Below are 23,346 nucleotides of genomic sequence, written 5' to 3'. Positions count from 1 at the left end.
CCTAACTAATTAAATCATTTACAGTTTTTAATAAAGTCGGTCCGCCAAGCGGCGTGTATGCTTGTGGCGGTATGATACCGCACGGGATAGATTCCTCTTCTGCGAATTTTTTAACAGAGTCAAATCTATGTCTTACTTGAGGTGCAACCATTACAACGTCCCAGCCATTCTTTACTTCTTCCCCTATCTCACTTGTTCCAATGGCATGGACTTCCATGTTTACACCTTTTTTCTCCGCCTCTTTTTTTAAAGCGTTTACAACAATTGCACTGGACATCCCTCCAGAACAAACGAATAAAACCTTCATTTATTAATCCTCCTATACTTATAAATTATCCCCTTCGGATGAAAGGAAGTTTCACTTTACTAACAAGCATATGAAGAAGTAAAAGAATTTAGTTATATTGAAAGTGAATTTCAGTAAAAATATTTTTCCTATTAAATTAATGTTTCAATATTTATTTTTCTCAATTGTAAGTACAACCTCACCTCGGATATCATATTAGCTAACCATATAATAGGGAGGCGTATAAATAATCATGAAACGTTTATTAGTGATATGTTGTATCGTCATCTTTTTTATTCCTTTCTCTTTCATTTCTCCTCACTCTACTTATGCTGAAGTAAATACTACGTATAAAAAATATGAATTACGTGCTGTATGGATCGCATCTGTTCTTAATATTGATTGGCCCTCTAAAACTGGCTTACCCGTCGGAAATCAGAAGCAAGAATTTATTAGATTATTAGACGATGTAAAAAACACTGGTATGAATGCAGTCGTTGTACAAATTAAACCAACTGCTGATGCTTTTTATCCTTCAAATTACGGTCCTTGGTCTGAATACATTACGGGGACACAAGGAAAAGACCCTGGATATGATCCACTCGCATTTATGATTGAAGAAGCACATAAAAGAAATATAGAATTCCACGCATGGATTAATCCATATCGAATAACGATGAATCACACCGATATAAATCGATTATCGAATAATCACCCTGCAAAACAACATCCGGATTGGGTTGTACCTTATGGCGAGAAATTATATTACAACCCTGGTATTCCAGAAGTGAAAAAGTTTATAACTGAAGGTGCTTTAGAAATCGTACAAAATTACGATATTGATGCGTTGCATATGGATGATTATTTTTATCCATATAAAGTAGCGGGCGAACAATTCCCCGATCAAAAAACGTACGAAGCATATAATAACGGTAAATTTACAAATATAGAAGATTGGCGACGTGACAATGTAAATGAACTTGTCAAAGGTTTAAATACTGCTATAAAACAAGAAAAATCATACGTAAAGTTTGGCATAAGTCCGTTCGGCGTATGGCGAAATATAGCTGACGATCCAACTGGCTCTAACACAACTGCAGGCCAAAGAAACTATGATGACCTTTATGCTGATACACGTGAATGGATACAAAAAGGTTATATTGATTACATTACACCGCAAATATATTGGAATATTGATTTCACACCAGCTGCATATGACATATTAGTAGATTGGTGGGTAAAAGAAACACATAATAAACCGATTCACCTATACATCGGTCAGGCAGCCTATAAAATTAATAATAATTCTGTCCCCGCTTGGTCTGATCCTGAAGAATATCCAAGACAAATTACATTAAACCGGTTATCTCCTGAGATAAAAGGTAGTATGCATTTCAGCTTAAAAGATATTAATAACAATCCTCTAGGCATTAAAGATAGACTCACAAACGACATATATAAACATCCTGCATTAATCCCACCTATGCCTTGGCTTGATCATGATCCACCTAAACAACCGACTTTAAAAGGTGCTATTCCAAGAGATGAAGGTATTGCAGTAGGTATCATTGATAATAGAGAGAATGACTCTGCTTATTACGCCATTTACCGTGTGAATGGCAAAAATGAAGTAGATATACAAAATCCAAAACATTTACTTACTACTGTAAGGAAAACAAAACTTGGAGAGATTTATGTAGATAAAACAGCTATTTCTGGAGAAACCTACACATATGTAGTAACTGCAGTTGATCGATTGCATAATGAAAGTGTTGCTTCTAGTCATACAACCGTTAAAGCAAAATAACAACTAATAAAAAAACGCCTTAAAAGCTAAGCACTATAGCTTTAAGGCGCTTTTCATTTATTTATTTTTAAACTTCTCAGTCGCTGCTCTCATCTTCACATTCAAATCGTGATCAATCGAGTCACGAATATCTCGCTCGACTACTTCCATTTCTTTTTGGAAATTTTGCAAGTAGATTTTTAATTCTTCTTCTTTTTCTGGTCGTTGTGAAGGTGGTAATTGTACGACTAACGATAGCATCGCTGTTAAATCTTTCATTAAGAACGTTTCAAGTTTATGTTGTTGTTCAAACATACGTTGCTCCTGATAATACGGCAAGGCATTTAATACTGAAATTGTAATTTCATCAACCGTTCTTTGTAATGAAGGGTTTATTGAGCGTTTATACGTTTGAATTGTATTTAATGCATCTGGATATCGATCATAAAAATACAATTTATAAAATGAAAGGTCTGATGGTTTTACTGTTTGCTGCGTTTCTTGTCTTAAAAAATCTTTTACTTTCATCGCCGCTACATCAATATCTTCATTTGTAAGTTTTTTCGTTGTTTTTGCCATTACATGTACTTTTTTCTGTTTTTCTTTCGGTAACATTGAGAATACTTGCTCTCTCGTACGTTGACCCGATGCACAGAAAAGAGTGTTTAATGTATATTGTTCTTTCTTTCCTTCCGTACGAATCCAGCGATAAAAGAGTGGGTGTTGTGTAAATTCTTGTAGAAACGGTAATGATTTATTCGATAACTTATCTAAAGAATCATGTGCTCTTTTATATGGTTTCGTCCATGAAAAATACAGTTTACGTCCGAAATATACAACTAAAACAACGACAGTAAATGCGATTAAAAGCAATGTACCCAATAGTACTAATACTGTTTGAATGAAACTCATTTTTTCACCTCCTCTTAAAGTCTGTTATTTCCTTGGACGCTGAATGAGTTTTTGTTTCATTTCATCATTAAATGTGTCTAATTCAACTACAAACTTCTTACTTGACTCGATAATACGTTCTGATGATTTCTCAGAAGCTTCAATCGCAGCAAATACATTTTGGAATGATTCACGTAATTTATCCATGCTAATAGCAGGATTTTCAAGAAGTTTTGTTGTCTCTTCTGTATTTTGTTTTAATGCTTGTGAGTTACTTAATACCATTGATTCAATTGCTTCATTTGTCGCATTCACTGCATCAATTGTTTTACGCTGATTTGTTAACGCTAGCTGGATAGCAGCTGAAACTGTTACAACGTTTTGCGTCATCGTAATTGCATTACGAATTGCCTCTGTTAACTTTTCATTATTTTTCTTAATAATGTCTACAGATGCGATAGATTGTAATAGTACACTTTTCGCTTGCTGCATATTTCGTGTACGTACTAGAATTTTTTCTAATGCATCGTTAATTAATGGAATATCTCTTTGACGTTCTGGATTTTGTTTCTCAGCTTCCAGCATACCAGCGAGTTTTCTTCCTAAGTATACTTGTTTATCAAGAGCGTGAATTTTATCGTGCGATTGTTCTTTAAGCATTTCAAGACCAACTGTATCTTCTTGTAAGTTGTCACGACCAATTAGAAGGGATCTTATAATCTCTTCAATTTGCTTATCTATAGATTGATATTTATGCACGTATGTTTCAAGTGGATTTTTCTTGAATACTTTAAACATAATTTTCTTCATACCACTTGCTTTTAATGAATTCGGATCAAGCTCTGATACCACTTTGCGTAATTCTAACAATGTATTTGGAATTTCTTCATTCTTGCCATTCATCATCGCTGTTACAGGACGTTTTAATGCTGATAACGTTTGTCCTGCTGCTTGTTGCTCTTTATCCCCTAAATCTCCTAGCTGTGACAATACTTTTGATAAATCCGTATTTTGCTCGCTATTTAATTTTTGTACATAAAGATCAGCTTCTTTATTCAGTTCCTCTAATTCTTGATCTTTTATAACTGTATCTACTACTACTTCTACATTATTATCTTTCACAATGGATACAGGTTCTTTTTTCTCGAGTTCAGTCAACAAAATCGCTCCTTTATTTATATGTGCGAATTTATATGCACTATATTTCATCTATTATATCGTATTTCATATACATTCTAACTGCTTGAAATCGATTTTTTTAGAAATGCCTGTTTATGCAGTCATTCCCTGTTTCTTAGTATAAGTATACCTGTTCTCAACATTATTTTCCTCAGACTTAAGACCTAGAGAACAACATGCTGAAGGCGGATTCTTCGTATGTTACGTATATAAATTACGTCCTTCCCATCCTACTGTACTCAATCTTTTGACATACATCCTTTTTCAATGTGATAATTATATTACGCTCAATCCTAACTCTTCTTAAGCGCTACAAATGCTCCATTTTGAAATGCCAATAACACCGTTTCAAACATTTCATCTTCTTCAATCATTTTTCTAAACTCGGCTAATTCACTTGCATGAGAGGTTGCGTTATCAACAACAAGAAAACCCTTTGGTTGTAAAATGCGTTTTATATGCTCAAGCCACCACATGTATTGCGTCCGCTCTGAATCTAGGAAAATAAAATCAAATGAATAATCTAGTTGCACATCTAAAAATGCCCCTGCTTCTTGATTATGAACATCAATCCTTTGTAAAAGGTTTGCCTTTTCAAAATTGACTAGTGCCTCTCCAACTCGTTCTGAAGAAAGCTCTACAGTTGTTACATTTCCATTTGTTTCTTCTACCGCGCTAGCTAACCACAATGTAGAATAACCATTAGAAGTTCCAATTTCTAAAATGCTTTTTGCGCTACATCCTTTTACTAAAATTGATAAAAATTGCCCCATCTCACGAGAAATATTCCGTAATTTTTCTTCCCGTGTTTTTTTGTTTCGATCATGCTCTTCTCCATATTGTTCAAGTTGAAATAATAATGAATCTAACGTATCCATTCTTTTCATCGCCTTTCCAAGCAATATGATGAAAAAGCTCTTGCTGCCCGTCTACTTTCATTATATGCGAAACGAAATCCTTTTTCTCGTTATATGACAAAGATTTGAATTTTTTATAGCATATTGTTTCGTTTTTTGGTAAAGTTAATTTCTACGTGCAATTATTCCATTCATACTATTTTTAATTCAATTGCAGTTGTTAAATCATATAAACCCCAATTAAATGAATCGGTATTTCAAATTCAATTAAGCGCCCTTTCCGGACGCATTTTCTTTTGTTTATATATTTCTAGAAGAAAGGATGCTTACAATGAACGTGATTAGCTTAGATGCTGCTCGAAAACGAAAACAGCATAAAAAATTAATGATTACTATACCGATTATTTCACGTATTTATGAAGAAGATGGGGAAATTAAATTTGAGGTAGCAGGCGAAAAAGATGTACCTCTTGAAATGTTAGAGAAATAAAAAAAAGACGCACTTCTAAAGAAATGCGTCTTTTTTTATACCATTACATTTAAGTGCATAAGTTTTTCAGGATTAACCATCATATAAATGTTTGAGATTTTCTCATTCTCAAATGTAAATGAAAGCACATAAGTCACTTTATTATTTACTTTAACAATAACACCTGGGCCTCCATTTACCATCTTATAATCAACATTGTACTCTTCCGGGAACTTCTTCCTAATTCCAAAGAATAAACGTATAATTCTATCTGCAGAATAGATTGGATGGATTGCAGTTGTAGTTTTACCACCACCATCAGCTTTTAATATTGTATCTGTTTTTAATACTTCTAACATGCCTTGCGCATCCCCACACTGCAAAGATGATACAAATTTCTCCACATAGGCAGCCATCTTCTTCGTACTTAATGTTGACTGCTTCGGCTTATCCAAAATACTTTTCCTTGCACGTTGAAAGATTTTTCGGCAGTTCGCACTACTCTTATCTACAATTAAAGCGATTTCTTCGTATTCATAACTGAAAACCTCTCTTAATATGAAAACAACTCTCTCTACCTCAGACAGTTGTTGTAAAAGTAATAAATATGCCGTAGAAATTGATTCTTTCATTACAAATGACTCTGATGGATCATCAACCTCTTCCACAAATGGCTCTGGCAACCACATTCCAACATATACGTTCCGTTTATGTGCTGCCGAACGTAATTTGTCAATTGAGCGATTTGTTACCATTTTACATAAATAGGCTCTCATATTTTCTATAGTTTGAACGTCCTCCATATTATTAAGTGATATAAATACGTCATGGACGATATCTTCAGCATCCATAACACTCCCAAGGATTCTATATGCTAACGAAAATAATAATGATTGATACGTTTCATATAATTGCTCCGTTTCCATGATGAACTGCCTCACTTTCAGATTGCTTTAATATGTGTAACGCTGCACGTTTTCCGCTTGCCACCGCAGCATCAGCTAATATTTCATCATGCCCAGCCCAATCTCCTGCAACATAAACACCTGGCATTCCAGGTATGTTAGGGCCTGGTTTTTCAACACGGTCAATATGAGGAAAATCATATACTACCGTTATTTTCGGTAAATATTGCTGTGCAACAACTTCTCTTTTCCAATTCGGATGTAACAACTCCATCATATTTTCTAACTGTTCTTTCTCTTCTTGAATATGATTCAGTTCTAGTACAGGGTTATGGTATTTAATTAGACTCACTACAATTGATCCATCTTCACTTAATTTAGCTGCTCTCGATTGATTCGTGAAAAATATAGGTTGATCTAATCCCAATGCAAAATGATGTAAAGGATTCGGTAATTGTTTTAAACCGATATCTAACGCTGCCACAGTCACTTGTATAGATTGTTCACTCCATTTTTGCAAACTTGTTCCTTCTGTACCTTTTATAATTTTACATGCCTCTTTCGGTGGAGTTGTTACAATAACTGCCCCTGCTTCAAATACTTCATCGTCAAAACAATGTATTCTTTGTTTTCCTTCACAATGCTCTATTTTTAAAACATGCTTTTTAGCCAGAAATTGTACACCACTAGTATTCGCTATTCCTCTTAAATTTGTTATTATCGTCTCCCAACCACCATCTACATAAAGTACTCCTTCTTTCATAGAAAGCTGTATTTGCTTTAGTACAGAAGATGCTAATTGTATTGTAGGAGCATACGTATATGTTGTCGTTCGGCATAATGCATAAAATATATTTCGAACCATTGGATCTTTAATTTCATTTTCTGCCCATGTAGTTAGGCTCATTTTCGGAACTTTTCCTACATCTAAGTTTCCTAAATGAATCATAAGACGAGCGAACTGTACTTTTGCAGACCATGAAAGTAACGGTGTTGATAAAATGGAGCGAAAATCTGTTGGAATGTTATAAATATCCCCTTTCCATATTCCATGTGCTTTTGTAGATGGGATTCCACCTGGAAGGTTTACTCCTAGCTCATTAAAAGTTATAAACGCTTCTCCACCTCTATATAAAGCATGTGCACCAAGATTCATACAAATGCCGTTTTTATTTATAGTCATCCCTCGGCCGCCGAAGTGACTGGACTTTTCTAATACAATAACTTTCCTTCCAGCTTTCGCTAAATATATAGATGCTGTTAATCCAGCAAGCCCACCACCAACAATTGCTACATCAAAATTTTTCATAATAAAATCCCTCCTTATACGTTCTACATACAAGACGAACGATTAAGGGGGGATGTGACATTCAGTTACACATAATTTATTTCACCTAACCACTTTATTGCAGTATCAACTGTCAAACAGTTTCACCTTCTACAAACAAACTTATTTACATAATAATGTTATTTTCTAATCAATTACATGCTGGTGCCAAATTTCACTTTCTTCTTCACTCATTCCTCCAATTATTTTTGAAAAATCTATATTTCTATCAAACGAGTCTTTTAACATAAAAAATTGTTCAAACGTTCCTGTAAATATTTCTAATGAATGCGAACAACAAATCGTTTCAAGGTTATCAATTGTTGCGCCATCTAATTCTAATTCCTTTAGCCCATTCATTTTACCTAATGCCGCTCCATCCTTTACCTTTGTATCTGTCAATTTTATATTTTGAATTGACGCATTGTGTTGAAAACAATTTAAATTAGCAATGATGCTATTTTCAAATTCAATTGTGATTAACTTATTTAAATTTTGTAAAACAAGCAAATCCAATTCACTAACATTCTCTAAACCTAAAATATATAAATGCTTTAAATTATCTACTTTCGAAATCGCATAGAGCTGCTCACGATTTGAAATATGTACAGAAAGCGATTCTAATTTTTGAAACTGCGGTAGCAACGAAAAATCTTGAATACTAGTATGTGTAATATTTAATTTTTTTAATGATGACATTTCTACAAGTTCCGATAAATTATTTATCTTCGTATTCTTTATATTCATTTCTTGTAAGTGTTTTAGATGTATGATTGGCGTTAAATCTTGAACCGGATTATTAACTAAATATAACTTCTTTAAAGAATTCATTCGTTCTAATCCTGCTAAATCTCGAATTTCATTTCCGGATAAAATTAGTTCTCTCACTTCTGTACACATCTGTAATGGACTAATATCTACTAACCCTTTTCCACCTAAATATAATCTCTTCTCTCTAATAAACCTGTCTGCACGTTCAGATGCACCCACTATATATCTCCAATTCTCATCTAAACTATCGTACCAATCTTTAACGTTATTTTCAGATTGAAATATAAATTGGGGCTGTAAAACAGGTAATTCAATATTAAATAAAGCGTCTAAAAAATGTATATTATCATTAGCACCATAACTCCAATATAAATAATCTTCCTCTTGATGAATGGTGAAATTTTTATTTTTTAGCGTTTGTAAAATAAATAGTAACAAATCTGAAATTCTATTTGCAATTACATATTTCACTTCTTCATCTCGTCCAAAATTAATAACTTGTCCCACTTTCCCCTTTTCATCCGGATCAACATCTATTCCTAAATTGTTACCGCCATAATCTTTACTAATAGGTATCCAATTGTGATTCACATATCTTTCCTTAATATATTCTGTTGGTATTGAAAATGCATCAAAATTAAAAAAATCATCCTCTTCAATTCTTTTCCATATTCTCCACTCATCCAAAACTTCATCTAACGAGAGAAATGGCAAACCAAAAAACAACCCTGGTCCTGATTTATCCTCACCGTTATGTGCAAGATAAAGATTACGTAATTCATCTGGAAACGCAATTCCCATTTCACTTTCGGCATATTGAATTTCTTCTATTGTTGCAGGTGCATTCAAAAACGGTTGAAAGTAATTTTTTAATTCAACTTCCAACTCTTTTAAAATAGTATGGTTCATTTTCTGCACTCCCCTTGTACTCCAAATTAAAAAAGCGCTATCTTTTACATTAATTGTAATTAATAGCGCCTTTTTTCGCAATGAAACTCTTGTAATTATAGTGCATTCAAATGAACATTTTTATCACTTTACAAACCAAGGGCAGCAACGCTTTCACATTTCAATAACTAGACTCATATCCTAAATTCAAATTGCATGAAAATATAAGAAAGGCGGGTAATACAAATGACTTCTAATATCGACTACACTTCCCCCTCAACCAATTTCACCCATGATTTAAATAAAAGTAATTTTTTTAAGAAAGATGCCCAAAATTATATAAACGTACTTAGCATAAAACAATTAAATACTTTAGAAAATACTTCTTTATTAGATATCTATTTAAGTACAGGAAATGTTGTAGAGCCACATATTCATCAAAATGCAGCTGAACTTGTTTACTGTATTTCAGGATCTGCTGTTGTTTCCTTACTTAATCCTTTTACAAACCAAATATTAAACTTACCGATAAAACCAGGGCAAGTTGCCAACATTCCACAAGCGTGGTGGCATTATGAAATTGCTACAGCAGATGGTACTCATTTATTAGCTATTTTCGATGCCCCAACCCCAGAAGTTATTTTTGGTTCTGATATTTTAAGATTAACCCCCGCTAATATGATGGCTCATACTTACTGTCTCGATGAACAACAATGGAAACAAGCAATATCCCCTATTCAATCCACTACAGTAATTGGTCCTCCAGCAAACTGTAATCAGAATCGCAGCACGATAAACCCAACAACTCAGTCTCCTAATCCACAACAAAATTTATATTACCAAGATTCATATTATTTCCCTCTTTACTGGGGATATTAATTTAAATACTGAAAAGACAATTATTCATCTCCGCGGAAAATACGCAGGAGATTTTTTATTGTATATCTCCATTTCTATTTTTTTCGTAACAATTAATAGAGTACATACATATAATATTTATATATTTAATTGGAGGTGATAGTACTATGAGTAATTATAACTATCGAAAAAACTACTCTAATAATAAAAATAGTAGTTCATCAGCATCCTCTCAGTCTTCGAATTCTCAATCTTCCAATTCCCAATCACAAAGAGATTTAGCCGAGCAAGGCTATGTAAAGAAAAAAGGATGCAACTGTAATAAAAACAAATAGTTTATTACTAATTTGAACAATAATATTTCAACGCTCACGATAAATACCTTTTTTCCCTTGTACACTGTTTATTTAATGGATGAATTCTGTTCTTAATAGAATTCATCTTTTTTGTTTATTGGTAATTTTTTAAACGATATAACTTACTCCATAAACAATAGAGTACAAATTATAAATTTTGATTTTTTTATACCAACTTAACAAAGAGTAATTTCTCAATTGATTTATCACCAATCTTTCCATAAAATATAGCCCTTCCTAATAAAATTAGGAAGGGCTATATACAAATGTCAGTTTAAATTTCAAACAACCATTGTAACAAGTTAGACGATATTAATACCTGCACTTACAAATCCAGCTACTGCAGCTATTGGACTTGCTGCTGTTAATGAAACATATAACAGTATTTTATCTCCAGCAGCTACTGGGATAGCTTCAGGTATGATTCCCGATGCTGTAGCACCAATCGCTATTACAGCAAATGCTGGTGCTAATAATAGAGGTGCGCCCTGTACTGTAAACGTATTACTTGCTGCAGGTGCAGTTAATATTTGTATCTGCACTTGAACAGGTGATAATGGAGCTAATGCAGCTGTTGCACTAAAGAAACCTGCTAATGACGTAATTATTGTGACCAAAACAATTATTATGTGACATTTATTTCCTTCTTACTTATTTTATATTTGAGTGTTTTCCTACTATAAGAGCTAAAAAATTGTGCATAGGTTTCATTCACTTAAAATAGGAAACATGAATGATAATTAAACTTTAAAACGTTATTTAATTATGTTCATGACTCACATATTAATTATATGTTTTTAATAATTGACTGCTTAGATTAAACACCTAAACTTAAGAGTTTATTTTATTTTTCCACGTTTATCTCTTAGGTTCAAAAGCACATTTTTATTTCAATATAAAAACTAAACATTAGCATATAACCAACAAGTAACAACACCACCTTTTCAGATAAGTAACAATGATACCTTTACTAAAATTATGTGCCCTCTATTATTGTGAAGCCGTTTCTATTATCAAAAACTTTCATACAATATATTGGACAAGTTATTCTATACTTCGTTCAAAAAATAATTTAGGGAGTGAGAATTAATTGCCAATCATCCAACCATTTATGGCATCTAGAAGATTTACATCTACACTAGGAGCTGGAACAGGAACAGGTGTAGCTTTTGCAATTGCTGCAACGGCTTGTTTAAATGATGCCGGTACTACTGCACTTTTACGTATTACAACTTATATGTAAACGGCATTCTTCAACCTAGTGTGAATTCCAGTGTTACTACTGGACCAACTGGTGCTATTACAATTCCTGGCGGAGATGCATTAGACGGCGGAATTCCAATCACAATCGAATTTATCGTCACTTAATGTTAATTATTTTAATGTAGAACAAAAAGACAGATTCTTTTTATTAATTTAAGAATCTGTCTTTTTTAATTAATAATAATAAATTGCAAAATAATTGATGAACCTTGCGAAGGTGGTTGATCATCCAATAAAGTTAGCTGACCTGTACTGACCTGATAAAATGGTTGTGGCTGAAGTATTCCATTAATAAACAAATTAATATATGAAACCTCATCAGGAGATAATATGTGAGTTGTTCCATATAGAGCTATCCCATCTGAATCTGTATATATAAGCCTCTCTCCATCTGCAAAAGTGTAAAATAATAAATTAGTTGTTGTTATTGGTCCAATAACTCCAGTTGGACCCGTTGCCCCTGTTAAACCAGTCGCACCTGTTATTCCCGGTGATCCTGTTAAACCAGTTGGACCTGTTACTCCCGGTGATCCCGTTAAACCCGTCGGGCCTGTTACTCCCGGTGATCCTGTTAAACCAGTTGGACCTGTTACTCCCGGTGATCCCGTTAAACCCGTCGCACCTGTTACTCCCGGTGATCCCGTTAAACCCGTCGGGCCTGTTACTCCCGGTGATCCCGTTAAACCCGTCGCACCTGTTACTCCCGGTGATCCCGTTAAACCCGTCGGGCCTGTTACTCCCGGTGATCCCGTTAAACCCGTCGGGCCTGTTACTCCCGGTGATCCCGTTAAACCCGTCGGGCCTGTTACTCCCGGTGATCCTGTTAAACCGGTCGGGCCTGTTACTCCCGGTGATCCCGTTAAACCCGTCGGGCCTGTTACTCCCGGTGATCCTGTTAAACCAGTTGGACCTGTTACTCCCGGTGATCCTGTTAAACCAGTTGGACCTGTTACTCCCGGTGATCCTGTTAAACCAGTTGGACCCGTCGGACCGGTCATTCCCGTTGGGCCCGTTGGAATATAAATTGGGGGAAGAACTGGAAACGTAGGTCCAATGTTTTCAGGTTCTATCATAGCTTTATTTATTGATAATTTATTTTCTCGCTTCACTTTAATACCTCGTTCCACATTTTTGTTTACTACTTAACAAAATAATACATCTATCATTTTAGAAGAATTTCATAACTACTTTTTTCATTCTCAAATGATTTTTACATATAGTAAACTTTTTACCGTTGCTATAACTAGTAGTATTAATATAATAAAATGATAGTTCCATTTCAAAATACTAAATCGGTTACGTTCTAATTTAAAAATGAGGTGATTTATATTCAAGATAAGGATGAAAAAATGAAAAAAGAACTATTATCACTGGCTCTTGAAATTATTCTTCCATACAGACTGACAGGTCCTACTGGGCCCACAGGTAATACCGGTCCTACAGGCATTACTGGACCCACAGGCATTACTGGACCCACAGGTATTACTGGACCCACAGGCATTACTGGACCCACAGGTATTACTGGACCCACAGGTATTACTGGACCCACAGGTATTACTGGACCCACAGGCATTACTGGACCCACAGGCATTATTGGACCCATTATTACAACAAACTCTATGTTCGCTAATAATACATTAGGTGGTCCCATCTCAGTCATATTAGGTGGAACTAATATTCCACTTTCTAATAACCAAAGTCTCGGTAATTTTACAGTGAACGCTACAAATGATATATATACAATTCCTGTTACTGGAAGATATTATTTAACCTATCAAATTAATACAACAACTTCTCTGCTTGCTGGTACAAGGCTACTATTAAACTCTTCGACTCCACTTCCCGGATCTATTTTTTCACCCGCAATATCAACTTCAAACTATAATAATAATTTAATAACCAATTTAATTGCTGGTAATACAATTTCCCTTCAAATATTCGGCGTATTATCCATAGTTAATTTAGTTGGAGGTGGTTCAACAGGTGCCTCTTTAACAATTATACGAATCGATTAATAAATGATTCATTCTTTTTTATAATAAACATTCTTAGCTGCTAAAGTAGTAACTATTACGTCATTCCTAAAGCTAATAATATTTCAATAATTTCACGACAGTGATTAAGCAATAAAAACAATTTGTACTATACTCATAGTAATAACCATCTATACTAAATTTTCCGTATATACATTATCAATTTACACTTCTCCCTGCCAATGTTACATTGAATAAGAAGACAGTTTCCCAAAATGCGAACCATCTCAAAACGTATTTGAGAAACATACTCCAATCCTATACGCGAGAGCAATACTATGTCGACACTCAAACGAGTGTCTTTTTTTATGAATTTTAAAAAATAAAACCATCTCTTATAGATGGTTTATCAACACACATTTCTTTATATTCTTGATGCAAGTGTAAGTTTATGCAGCTGGATAATAAATGGTCATACTTAACCGAGTTAGCGTACTTCCAGAATTATGATAAGAGTGCGGTCTATCCGCCTTAAAGCGAATTGCATCTCCGCTATTTAATGTATATTGACAATCATTTATTTCAATTATCAATTTCCCTTCAAACACCGTTATAAATTCTTCGGTCCCTTCTTTATGGCCTTCCGAACTTAATTTTCCTTCTGTTTCAATTTCAACCGTATAGATTTCAAAGTTCCTATCATCTTGAAAAGGAAAAGAAGGATACACTTTATATTTCCCATTGTCTTCTGATAATACTTGAACATCATTTCGTAAAATAACTTTCGTATCTGGTTGCGGATTATTGATTAAAGAAGTAAAAGACACTTTCAAACCATTAGCAATTTTCCATATCGTTGTTAATGTTGGACTTGACTCCCCTCGTTCAATTTGTCCAATCATCGTTTTACTCACACCTGTTAATTGCGAGACCTTTTCCAAACTCATTTTTTCTTTCTCTCGTATTGTTTTTAAATTTTTCGCCAAAATAAGTTGAATTTCTTCCATAAGAAACACCCCTACACTATATACAATATAACGACCGTTATGTATAATAAAGAGCACACGTTATATTGTTCTTTTCGGTCATTATAACATACACTAAATAATTAGGGGGTTTTGAAATGCCTATATTTTCTTTTTTGTTATTTGTTTTTATAAGTAGCTTCACACCCGGTCCTAACAATTTTTTAGCTATGACATACGCTAATCAACATGGTTTAAAAAGGAGTATGCAATTTTGTTTTGGAGTAGCTTTCGGGTTTTTCATCCTCACCTCCTTATGTAGCTTCTTTAATATTGTACTAATTAATATCCTACCCATAATCGAATTCCCTTTAAAAATCTTAGGTGTAGCATATATGCTATATTTAGCTTTTAAAATACTCACTAGTAAAACTAGTACAGATTCCGATGAAAAACATAATAAAAACTTATTTACAGTGGGGATTTTTCTTCAGTTTGTTAACCCTAAAGGGATACTATTCGGCCTGACTGTAGTGTCAACTTTTATTCTCCCTTACTATAATTCATATTCAAGTTTTCTACTCTTCTCATTATTTCTAGGTGTAGTCGGGTTAATGAGTACATTTAGTTGGAGCTTATTTGGTTCCATGTTCCAAAAACTTTTATTAAAACATACTAAATCTTTTAACATCATTATGGCCGTTTTATTAGTTTTTAGTGCGTTTTCAATTGTAATCAATTAAATTCAAACTCTAAATTTTATTTCTGTTTAAAAGTATGATTTACAAATATAGCTGATATACCAAATGAACCTCCCGCTTACATGCATTACTTATTTAGTTTTAAGGCGGTAATCTTCTATATCTACTCTTATTCATACGAGATAAAATAAAAAGAGGATTACTCATTATAAGTAATCCTCTTTTTTGACTATTGATTTTTAAATATTCTGTTCCACTAAACTAAAATCTTTACTTAACTTCATACCACCAGCCTTTACGATCAAGGTAATCCGTCATTCCTTTAAGTTGCGCATCTGAAGTTGGTTCAGAGATAAAATATGTTAGACCATCCGATTGTAAGATGAAGTTAGCTGTCATTTTTAGTGACGTTAATGCTCCCATTACATCGGGGGTTTCATGCGGTGAAAAAGCTCCTGATTGAATGATATTTTTTTTCGATGGCGGAGTTGTCCCACCAGATTGCCCCGTTAACGCATAAACAATTGAATTTGCAATCTTATCTGGATTCCATTTTGACATATCTGCTTCATTATCGATAAATCCAAGTTCAATTAAGATTGCAGGTGCTTTCGTATTCGCTAATACATAAAGGTCTTTTCGCTCCTTCGCGCCACGATTTGACCAGCCAATATCTTTTGAAAGTTGCGCTGCTATCTTTGCTGATAAAGCTTGTTGGTCATAATACAGTACTTCAACACCATTAGCATTCGTATCATATGAGTTTAAATGAAATGAAACTACTAAGTCTACATCATGTGAGTTTGTTTTAGATACAATGTTATTTAAATTTTGCGCTTGTGTTGTCCCTACTTCATCAGTATCATCATAAACTGTATGCCCTAATGCTCTTAATTTAGCAACAACTGCATCCTTAACTTGGCGATCCATAATATGTTCTTTCCGATTCCCATAATTTGCACCCTGTACAATACTATTGTGACCTCCATGTAAACTATATCTAGCCATTGTTTAACATCCCCTTTTTTATTAATATATTCAAAGCTCGTCTTATTGTCCGGTCAAATATCCAGTAAAGCTCCAGCAAACAATAATAAGGGCACTAATCTATTTTTAAATTTTTAATTCTAGATTATCTATTTTCTAAAACAAAGGACTCATAAATAAAAACTATTTATTTAAAAATCTTTTTATTATAATATATAAAAATACGTTATAATATAAGCTACTGTTCTTTAGGAGGGGTTTAATGGCTGATAAATATAAATTTTTGATTCTCTTTGTTACAGCATTTGTTTCTTTCTTTTCCTTAATAAAAGATTTCCGTAACATTTCAAAAAATTTCTTTTGGGGGAGCTTTGCAATCCTAACAAGCTTTATATTATTATTAACTCACGCTTTAGAATTAACTCCAATACTTCTCTATTCAGCTCAGATGGCTCTTGAGATTATTACAATGCCACGTAAATTATTTCTTCCACCTGTCACTGAAGTTGCTAGTTTTTGCTAACAATTCATGTATCTTAAAAAATCCAACTCTATATTTTTAATTATCTTTACAAATATAAAAATGCGGTTGCTCCTTCCTGGAGAAACCGCACCTTATTAAAGTTTTTATTAAATTTTAAACTGACTCGTATACAGATCAAAGTAAAACCCTCTATCTTCCATAAGAGATTCATGATTCCCTCTTTCCAAAATACTTCCATCTTTTATAACAAGAATTTGATCTGCTTTTTCAATCGTTTTCAGTCGATGAGCGATTACAAAACTTGTTCGACCTTTCATTAAATTATTTAGTCCTTCTTGAATTTGCAATTCTGTTCTCGTATCAATATTTGATGTTGCTTCGTCGAGAATTAATATATCTGCATCTGCTAAAATCGCCCGCGCAATCGCAAGAAGTTGTTTTTGTCCTTGACTTAAATTCGATCCTTCTGAAGCAATTTTTGTTTCATATTGATTCGGTAAATGTTTAATAAAAGAATGTGCAGATGCTGCCTTAGCTGCATTGATTACTTCATCATCACTAGCATCTAATCGACCATAACGAATATTATCCATAATCGTCCCAGCAAATAAGTACGTATCTTGTAAAACTACTCCTATTTTACTCCGCAACGAATTAATATCATAATCTTTTATATCTTTTCCATCGATATGAATTTGCCCTTGCTGTATATCGTAAAAGCGAGTTAGCAAATTAATGATTGTTGTTTTGCCCGATCCAGTTGGACCAACTAAAGCAATTGTCTTCCCTGGCTGTGCCTTAAGACTCACTTCTTTTAAAATCGTTTTATTTTCCTCATAACCAAATGAAACATTCTCGAGTGCAACATGCCCTTGTAAATTTTGTACAATGCATGCATCTTTTTTATTTTGAATTTCTGGTACTTCATCCATAATTTCAAAGACACGTTCTCCACCAGCAACTGCCGCTTGAATTGTATTCATTAAAGTTGCGAATTGACTGAGTGGTCTTGAGAATTGACGAGAATAATTAATAAAAGCCGCAATGACACCTACTGTTGTCATTCCATTTAAAACCATAACTGAACCAGTCCCAATTACAAGCCCCATACCTAAGTTATTTATAAAGTTCATACTTGGAAAAATAAAAGCTGAAAATGTATCCGCCTTCGTAGCTGAAACTCTTAATTGTTCATTAATTTCATTGAAATTTTGTACGGTTTCTTTTTCTTTCCCATATAACGTTGTAACATCCGCTCCTGTTATAGCTTCCTCAATAAAACCATTTAATTCTCCTAAATCTCGTTGACGCTTTGCAAAGTTTTTACCACTATAAGTAACTAGTTTTTTTGTAACGAAAAACATAATAGGTACTGTAATTAAAGTAACAATCGCTAAAATCCAATCTAATGCGAACATCGCAATCGTTACACCTATAAAGGTTAATGCTGATGAAATAATTTGTACAACACTTTGCGTCAACGCTTGATTCAAATTATCTATATCATTTGTAACACGGCTCATTAAATCCCCTTGAGAACGTACATCAAAGAACCGTAAAGAAAGCGTTTGGATTTTCTCAAAAATATCTTGTCGTATTTTTTGTATTGTTTTTAATGCAACGTTAACCATGACAAATGTTTGTAGCCAAGTTAACAATACTGTTACACCGTAAATCGCGATAAGTAACAAACACATTCTCGCCGTACCACTTAAATCTTTCGGTACAATATATTGATCTATAATTACTCCCATTAAATAAGGACCTAATAATCCAAGTAACGTCGTAATAAATACTAAAAATATAACGAACGTAAGAGCAGCCTTTTGATACCCCATATAGTTCCATACTCGCAATACAGTTCCTTTAGTGTTTCTAGCTTCACCCATTTTAGGCGCGTTACGCCCACCTTTATTAGCAAATTGCCCTTGAAAATTACGCATGTTCTTTCCCACCTTCTTTATGTAAATTGCCACCTTGGGAAAGATAGATTTCTTGATATACCTCACATTGTTCTAACAATTCTTCATGTGTACCATCGCCAACTAATTCACCGTTATCTAAAACAAGAATTTTATCAGCATCTATTATAGATGAGATTTTAGAGGCGATTAATAATGTTGTTGTTCCTTTATATTCTGTTCTTAATGCCGATTGAATGTTAGATTCCGAATTCGCATCAACTGCTGATGTAGAATCATCTAATATAAGAATGGATGGCTTTCTCACAAGTGCCCTTGCAATTGATACACGTTGTTTTTGTCCACCTGATAAATTCGTCGCACCTTGTGTTAAATGATATTGATATGAATCTTCCAACTTGTTAATAAACTCAGTCGCACAAGCTGATGAAGCCGCTACTTCCAGTTCGTCATTCGTTGCATCTTCTTTACCATAACGTAAGTTCTCTTCTATGCTACCTGAAAACAACAATGCCTTTTGAGGTACAAACCCGATTGAAGCACGAAGTTTTTGTAAATCGTATGCTCTAACATTTATTCCATCAATGCATACTTCCCCTTGATCAACATCGTATAAACGCGGTAACAGTTTTGCTAAAGTAGATTTACCACTTCCTGTAGAACCGATAATTCCTACTTTTTCACCTTTACATATGTTAAATGAAATATCTTTTAAAACATATTCATTATTTTTCGTGTAACTATAACTAACATTTTTAAAGTCAATTTCTCCCTCGATTTGCTTAGGTACAAACGCATTTGTTTCACTCATAATATCAACCTCAGTATTTAAAACTTGCTGTACACGATCCGCAGATGGAAATGCTCGCGCGATTTGCATAAATACCATACTTATAGACATAAGTGACATTAAAATAATATTCAAATAGTTTATAAACGCTAAAATAGCTCCTACTTGAAGCGTTCCATCAAATACTTTTTCTCCACCAATCCATAATGTTGCGACAATCCCGCCGCTTACAACTAACATAATGATTGGCATCATTATGGAAATAAGCTGCACCGCTCGAATATTTATCTTCGTTAAATTTGTATTAACAGTTCCAAACTGAGTAATTTCATATTTTTGTCTTACATACGCTTTAATAACACGTACTCCAGATAAATTTTCTTGTAGCTTTGTATTCACTTTATCTAATGCTTCTTGCACTTTTTTGAACGTTCCGCTCGCTTTACTTGCAATGAATATAATCGCAAGTAATAAAATTGGAACAACCACAAGTAATATAGGAAATAACTCGCGTGCTGTTACAAAAACAATTATTATACTTCCGATAAATAACAAAGGACCACGAACAAGTACACGTAATGTCATCGTCATCGCCGATTGAATAGAAGTAATATCATTTGTCACAATCGTTAATAATTTCCCAGTTCCAAATGAATCACGATTTTCACTAGAAAATGTTTCTACTTTCGCAAATACATCTTTTCGTATGTCTGTAGCGAAATTAACAGCTGCTTTTGTAGAATACATCATACACCCAAGTCCTCCAACTAAACCGAGTGCTGCAGCTCCTATCATAAGAAGCCCCATTTTTATTACATAATTCAAATCACGATTTGCTATCCCAACATCAATAATATGTTGCATAATAGTCGGTTGAATTAAGTCCATCGCAACCTCAAGTACCATAAATAGTGGTCCAATAATAGCGAAGAACATGTATGGTTTTAAATAATGTAATAATTTGCGAAATGATTTCATACTTAATCTCCTTTTTCCTATGAAATTACCATTTAATAATTCATACCCTCCTTACTTAAGCTATATAATTTTTGATTTTTCCAGTACTTCTATTATATTATGCAAATTAATATTTAACATTATTAAATGATAAGCATTAATGACTTTCCGGTCAATAAATGTGCTTTATATTACGCAAATAGAAAAACCGTATTCTTAAGTAGAAAGAATACGGTTTTTCCTCTATATCTCTTCAATTGTAAAATCTAAAAACTCAGTCTCAAATCCATTGTTTTTAGAAGGACTACACGTGTAAAAACCTATTTTAACAGGCACATTCCCTATATCCTCCATCAAATGAGCAATTCTTATTTGTTCCCATTGACAGCTATTTTTTACATATATTATATAATCGCCATGTTTACGAACAATTCGAAAACGAAGTTGTTGGGTAGCTAATTCTGTTGGAAAGTCTTGTGTTGACCAATCAGAATATCCATTATTCGTTACGACAGCTCCTAAATGAGAAGGGCCATCTGGAATATACTCTAATGAAGTTTTCAACCAACACTTTTCCGAAATCATAACAAAAAGACCTGCTTGATCGTATTTTGAATTTGGATTCATACACAATTGAACTTCAGCTTGAAAGTCTGTCATCATTTCATTATAAAATACATGACCATTCATTACTTCAAAACCATAATGTGTTTTAAGCCAGAAATCTGTTTCTGCTTTCGAACGGACAATAAACGACCGGTTGTCATTAATTTTATAATATTCAGGGACATTCATTATAGTGAGCTGCTCAACATGTTTAGGTATATACGATATATTCATAGTTCCTCCATAATAAAGCCTTTATACAAACATTTAAAACTCCGCTAATACAGGGAATTTATAACCTTTAAAATCTAACTCTTTATTACTTCGAACCATTAAATACTTATTAGACTGTAATTCTGTAAATTGTACATCCTCAATCCCTAATTGATCTGGTGAGAAGTAAAATTCGATTTCTGTAAATCTTTCAGCGATTTCTCCGCATATTTCATCTAAAACTGGAATTACTGGTGCAAATACTCCATATAATTTCAACTTTTCATTATCTACTTCATACACAATTAGAGCATCTAGTTTCTCTGAATAATACAATTTCTCATTCCATCCCAAATCATACATATTCAAATAAAACGAAGGACGGAAGTTTAATGTTGAAAAATTATTTGAAAGTCTTTGGCTACTATCAATAGTTTCATGTATTAACTTTCTATCCTCTTCCATATAATAATCTAACTTTCTAAGTAAGGAGTCATTATTATTCTTTTTATCATATAGAATAGTCATCAAATACTCCTGCACAACTTTAAACCCAAATGATGCATATAGTTCAGGTTTTTCCGTAAATAATAATGTACATTCACATTTCTTATCAATTTCTTCTATCATTTTACTTATTAATTGTGTCATGAGTCCTTGTCTACGAAAATCAGGGTGAGTCATTACCGATTGAATGCCGGCTGCATTTATTCTTTCACCATTTACTAGCAATGGTAGCGAAAATACCGCAACATTTGCAATCGCTTTATCGTCATGTAAAAATGATAAAGCTTTGTATGTATCATCCCAATAACCTCTCTCTGAAAAATCATTCAATGTTTGAATTGTAATTCCAAACACTTCTTCAAATAAAGGAAATAACTGCTCTCTTTTTGGTTCTTCCAAAAGAAATTTTTCGAAAATTTCTACATTCCCCATGTTGTCCCTCCATACGTTAATTCCATCAAATTAGATTTAGTTATATAACCTGCTCTTAATGTAATAGGTCTTACCAATCAATATACTATCATAAAATATAAAAAAAGAGTCTAATTAATTTTATGTTTTGACTATTCGAAAATAAGTCGAATAAAACAATATTAAGATTTTTGAATATTAATAAGTTTATTATATAAAAATAGTGCTTTCTACTTCGTTTTTACTCATAGAAATGCACCATTTATAAAAAAATATTTTTTATTATTTTTTTCCTTCTAGTCTCTCCCTCGTATTAATTTCTCCTCCTCTCATTCGCTTTTCAAATGTATTTCTCCAACTTGTAGAAAGTGCATGTACTTCTAAGATCCTTTTTAGCCCTTCCATATTTTGTTTTTCCTTATGCATAATACGATTAGCAAATGCTACTGTAACACCTTTTGGATCAGACTTTATTAACTTTAACGTATCAACAGGTGATACCCATCCTTCTTTTAATACACGAAAATAAAATCCTGTATATCCTGTTTCTTGAAAATAAAGTGGTAACTTTGGAATATTGTATTTCTTAGCTAATTTAAAACAAGGTTGTCTTGGCTGTGTTACTTGTACAATTGCTTCTCCAATTTGAAATGTATCACCAATACAAACATCCTCTTCACACAGACAATTAATTGTTATATTTTCTCCGAATGCTCCATATACAAGGGCTTGATTCAACTCTTTTTCCCAGTATCTATAATGTTCTCCAGAATACACACAAACTGCTTTATCTACTCCACCATGATGAACTAAGTCCGCTTGCCCATCTCCATTAAATTTTAAAAAGGATAAAAACACCGGTTCCCTTACTTGCTTCTTATTTATACCTGTATGAATTACCTTTCCGCCGTATGTAACCTCTTTTGGTAACCCTATATTTAAAGATAGTACCTCATATACTTTATTCATCTTAATCGCTCCTCTTACTTACCCC

At 33.4% G+C, this 23,346-nt stretch carries 21 protein-coding genes and 2 pseudogenes; 7 read left to right on the top strand and 16 right to left on the bottom strand.

Annotated elements, in window-relative coordinates; all coding sequences use genetic code 11:
* Position 1: 1 nt before the first annotated feature.
* Positions 2-307 (bottom strand): PTS sugar transporter subunit IIB, encoded by a 306-nt coding sequence (locus tag ACSG5Z_RS04575; RefSeq protein ID WP_435710774.1) that lies wholly within the window; start codon positions 305-307, stop codon positions 2-4.
* A 226-nt stretch (positions 308-533) separates the two neighbouring features.
* Between ACSG5Z_RS04575 and ACSG5Z_RS04570 the strand changes: the two genes are divergently transcribed.
* Entirely contained in the window at positions 534-2,093 is a 1,560-nt protein-coding gene (locus ACSG5Z_RS04570) for a glycoside hydrolase family 10-like protein (protein ID WP_435711255.1), read from the top strand.
* A 57-nt stretch (positions 2,094-2,150) separates the two neighbouring features.
* Here ACSG5Z_RS04570 and ACSG5Z_RS04565 read toward each other — a convergent pair whose 3' ends face one another.
* From ACSG5Z_RS04565 to ACSG5Z_RS04555, 3 genes are all read right to left on the bottom strand, one after another.
* A complete protein-coding gene (locus ACSG5Z_RS04565; protein WP_000008384.1) occupies positions 2,151-2,984 on the bottom strand; it encodes a DUF3974 domain-containing protein in 834 nt (277 codons plus the stop codon).
* A gap of 24 nt (positions 2,985-3,008) precedes the next feature.
* Positions 3,009-4,121: a toxic anion resistance protein gene (locus tag ACSG5Z_RS04560; RefSeq protein ID WP_000137411.1), complete on the bottom strand. Its 1,113-nt coding sequence runs from the start codon at positions 4,119-4,121 to the stop codon at positions 3,009-3,011.
* A 314-nt stretch (positions 4,122-4,435) separates the two neighbouring features.
* A complete protein-coding gene (locus ACSG5Z_RS04555; RefSeq protein WP_435710773.1) occupies positions 4,436-5,029 on the bottom strand; it encodes an O-methyltransferase in 594 nt (197 codons plus the stop codon).
* Between the two features lie 301 nt (positions 5,030-5,330).
* On the opposite strand from ACSG5Z_RS04555, the gene ACSG5Z_RS04550 reads away from it, so the two are divergent.
* Positions 5,331-5,489, top strand: coding sequence for a hypothetical protein (locus tag ACSG5Z_RS04550; protein WP_001100983.1), 159 nt, complete (start codon positions 5,331-5,333; stop codon positions 5,487-5,489).
* Positions 5,490-5,524: 35 nt separating this feature from the next.
* On the opposite strand, the gene ACSG5Z_RS04545 is transcribed toward ACSG5Z_RS04550, so the two are convergent.
* The 3 genes from ACSG5Z_RS04545 to ACSG5Z_RS04535 form a co-directional block, all read right to left on the bottom strand.
* A complete protein-coding gene (locus ACSG5Z_RS04545; RefSeq protein ID WP_435710772.1) occupies positions 5,525-6,394 on the bottom strand; it encodes a sigma-70 family RNA polymerase sigma factor in 870 nt (289 codons plus the stop codon).
* Positions 6,372-7,682, bottom strand: coding sequence for a phytoene desaturase family protein (locus ACSG5Z_RS04540; protein ID WP_435710771.1), 1,311 nt, complete (start codon positions 7,680-7,682; stop codon positions 6,372-6,374). Before ACSG5Z_RS04540 ends, ACSG5Z_RS04545 begins: the two co-directional genes overlap by 23 nt.
* Before the next feature lie 165 nt (positions 7,683-7,847).
* Positions 7,848-9,380, bottom strand: coding sequence for an SMI1/KNR4 family protein (locus ACSG5Z_RS04535; protein WP_435710770.1), 1,533 nt, complete (start codon positions 9,378-9,380; stop codon positions 7,848-7,850).
* A 225-nt stretch (positions 9,381-9,605) separates the two neighbouring features.
* Here ACSG5Z_RS04535 and ACSG5Z_RS04530 point away from each other — a divergent pair, with 225 nt between their 5' ends.
* Complete coding sequence (locus ACSG5Z_RS04530; protein WP_435710769.1) at positions 9,606-10,238, top strand: cupin domain-containing protein; 633 nt, start codon at positions 9,606-9,608, stop codon at positions 10,236-10,238.
* Between the two features lie 637 nt (positions 10,239-10,875).
* On the opposite strand, the pseudogene ACSG5Z_RS04525 reads toward ACSG5Z_RS04530, so the two are convergent.
* A pseudogene (locus ACSG5Z_RS04525) lies at positions 10,876-11,178 on the bottom strand (exosporium glycoprotein BclB-related protein); the annotation flags it as partial.
* Between the two features lie 485 nt (positions 11,179-11,663).
* Between ACSG5Z_RS04525 and ACSG5Z_RS04520 the strand changes: the two are divergent.
* A pseudogene (locus ACSG5Z_RS04520) lies at positions 11,664-11,941 on the top strand (DUF4183 domain-containing protein).
* Between the two features lie 65 nt (positions 11,942-12,006).
* Here the strand turns inward: ACSG5Z_RS04520 and ACSG5Z_RS04515 are convergent.
* Positions 12,007-12,945, bottom strand: coding sequence for a DUF4183 domain-containing protein (locus ACSG5Z_RS04515; protein ID WP_435710768.1), 939 nt, complete (start codon positions 12,943-12,945; stop codon positions 12,007-12,009).
* 210 nt (positions 12,946-13,155) lie between these two features.
* On the opposite strand from ACSG5Z_RS04515, the gene ACSG5Z_RS04510 reads away from it, so the two are divergent.
* The gene (locus ACSG5Z_RS04510; RefSeq protein WP_435710767.1) at positions 13,156-13,851 is read left to right on the top strand and encodes a BclA C-terminal domain-containing protein; all 696 of its coding nucleotides are present in this window, start codon (positions 13,156-13,158) and stop codon (positions 13,849-13,851) included.
* A gap of 407 nt (positions 13,852-14,258) precedes the next feature.
* On the opposite strand, the gene ACSG5Z_RS04505 is transcribed toward ACSG5Z_RS04510, so the two are convergent.
* The gene (locus ACSG5Z_RS04505) at positions 14,259-14,873 is read right to left on the bottom strand and encodes a helix-turn-helix domain-containing protein (RefSeq protein WP_435710766.1); all 615 of its coding nucleotides are present in this window, start codon (positions 14,871-14,873) and stop codon (positions 14,259-14,261) included.
* A 59-nt stretch (positions 14,874-14,932) separates the two neighbouring features.
* Here ACSG5Z_RS04505 and ACSG5Z_RS04500 point away from each other — a divergent pair, with 59 nt between their 5' ends.
* Positions 14,933-15,517 (top strand): LysE family transporter, encoded by a 585-nt coding sequence (locus tag ACSG5Z_RS04500; protein WP_088063349.1) that lies wholly within the window; start codon positions 14,933-14,935, stop codon positions 15,515-15,517.
* Positions 15,518-15,745: 228 nt separating this feature from the next.
* Here the strand turns inward: ACSG5Z_RS04500 and ACSG5Z_RS04495 are convergent, their stop codons facing one another.
* Entirely contained in the window at positions 15,746-16,483 is a 738-nt protein-coding gene (locus tag ACSG5Z_RS04495; RefSeq protein ID WP_098095006.1) for an N-acetylmuramoyl-L-alanine amidase, read from the bottom strand.
* 241 nt (positions 16,484-16,724) lie between these two features.
* On the opposite strand from ACSG5Z_RS04495, the gene ACSG5Z_RS04490 reads away from it, so the two are divergent.
* Positions 16,725-16,985: a hypothetical protein gene (locus ACSG5Z_RS04490; protein ID WP_435710765.1), complete on the top strand. Its 261-nt coding sequence runs from the start codon at positions 16,725-16,727 to the stop codon at positions 16,983-16,985.
* Between the two features lie 107 nt (positions 16,986-17,092).
* On the opposite strand, the gene ACSG5Z_RS04485 is transcribed toward ACSG5Z_RS04490, so the two are convergent.
* From ACSG5Z_RS04485 to ACSG5Z_RS04465, 5 genes are all read right to left on the bottom strand, one after another.
* Positions 17,093-18,889 (bottom strand): ABC transporter ATP-binding protein, encoded by a 1,797-nt coding sequence (locus ACSG5Z_RS04485; RefSeq protein WP_435710764.1) that lies wholly within the window; start codon positions 18,887-18,889, stop codon positions 17,093-17,095.
* Complete coding sequence (locus ACSG5Z_RS04480; protein ID WP_435710763.1) at positions 18,882-20,636, bottom strand: ABC transporter ATP-binding protein; 1,755 nt, start codon at positions 20,634-20,636, stop codon at positions 18,882-18,884. The genes ACSG5Z_RS04485 and ACSG5Z_RS04480 overlap by 8 nt, the downstream gene beginning before the upstream one ends.
* 222 nt (positions 20,637-20,858) lie before the next feature.
* A complete protein-coding gene (locus ACSG5Z_RS04475) occupies positions 20,859-21,455 on the bottom strand; it encodes a DUF1349 domain-containing protein (protein ID WP_435710762.1) in 597 nt (198 codons plus the stop codon).
* Positions 21,456-21,488: 33 nt separating this feature from the next.
* Positions 21,489-22,373, bottom strand: a complete 885-nt coding sequence (locus ACSG5Z_RS04470) for a GNAT family N-acetyltransferase (RefSeq protein WP_435710761.1) — start codon at positions 22,371-22,373, stop codon at positions 21,489-21,491.
* 261 nt (positions 22,374-22,634) lie between these two features.
* Positions 22,635-23,321, bottom strand: coding sequence for an MOSC domain-containing protein (locus ACSG5Z_RS04465; RefSeq protein ID WP_435710760.1), 687 nt, complete (start codon positions 23,319-23,321; stop codon positions 22,635-22,637).
* Positions 23,322-23,346: the final 25 nt, after the last annotated feature.

The organism is Bacillus pretiosus (assembly GCF_051294775.1).
GTDB classification, from domain to species: Bacteria; Bacillota; Bacilli; order Bacillales; family Bacillaceae_G; genus Bacillus_A; species Bacillus_A wiedmannii.
The sequence above is the reverse complement of the archived record's forward strand: the minus strand, read 5'-3'. Positions and strand labels throughout refer to the sequence as shown.

Bases quoted from the DNA above. Each gene is read 5' to 3' on its own strand.
- ACSG5Z_RS04575 (WP_435710774.1), bottom strand. From the start codon at position 307: ATGAAGGTTTTATTCGTTTGTTCTGGAGGGATGTCCAGTGCAATTGTT.
- ACSG5Z_RS04565 (WP_000008384.1), bottom strand. From the start codon at position 2,984: ATGAGTTTCATTCAAACAGTATTAGTACTATTGGGTACATTGCTTTTA.
- ACSG5Z_RS04555 (WP_435710773.1), bottom strand. From the start codon at position 5,029: ATGAAAAGAATGGATACGTTAGATTCATTATTATTTCAACTTGAACAA.
- ACSG5Z_RS04550 (WP_001100983.1), top strand. From the start codon at position 5,331: ATGAACGTGATTAGCTTAGATGCTGCTCGAAAACGAAAACAGCATAAA.
- ACSG5Z_RS04545 (WP_435710772.1), bottom strand. From the start codon at position 6,394: ATGGAAACGGAGCAATTATATGAAACGTATCAATCATTATTATTTTCG.
- ACSG5Z_RS04540 (WP_435710771.1), bottom strand. From the start codon at position 7,682: ATGAAAAATTTTGATGTAGCAATTGTTGGTGGTGGGCTTGCTGGATTA.
- ACSG5Z_RS04535 (WP_435710770.1), bottom strand. From the start codon at position 9,380: ATGAACCATACTATTTTAAAAGAGTTGGAAGTTGAATTAAAAAATTAC.
- ACSG5Z_RS04530 (WP_435710769.1), top strand. From the start codon at position 9,606: ATGACTTCTAATATCGACTACACTTCCCCCTCAACCAATTTCACCCAT.
- ACSG5Z_RS04500 (WP_088063349.1), top strand. From the start codon at position 14,933: ATGCCTATATTTTCTTTTTTGTTATTTGTTTTTATAAGTAGCTTCACA.
- ACSG5Z_RS04495 (WP_098095006.1), bottom strand. From the start codon at position 16,483: ATGGCTAGATATAGTTTACATGGAGGTCACAATAGTATTGTACAGGGT.
- ACSG5Z_RS04490 (WP_435710765.1), top strand. From the start codon at position 16,725: ATGGCTGATAAATATAAATTTTTGATTCTCTTTGTTACAGCATTTGTT.
- ACSG5Z_RS04485 (WP_435710764.1), bottom strand. From the start codon at position 18,889: ATGCGTAATTTTCAAGGGCAATTTGCTAATAAAGGTGGGCGTAACGCG.
- ACSG5Z_RS04480 (WP_435710763.1), bottom strand. From the start codon at position 20,636: ATGAAATCATTTCGCAAATTATTACATTATTTAAAACCATACATGTTC.
- ACSG5Z_RS04475 (WP_435710762.1), bottom strand. From the start codon at position 21,455: ATGAATATATCGTATATACCTAAACATGTTGAGCAGCTCACTATAATG.
- ACSG5Z_RS04470 (WP_435710761.1), bottom strand. From the start codon at position 22,373: ATGGGGAATGTAGAAATTTTCGAAAAATTTCTTTTGGAAGAACCAAAA.
- ACSG5Z_RS04465 (WP_435710760.1), bottom strand. From the start codon at position 23,321: ATGAATAAAGTATATGAGGTACTATCTTTAAATATAGGGTTACCAAAA.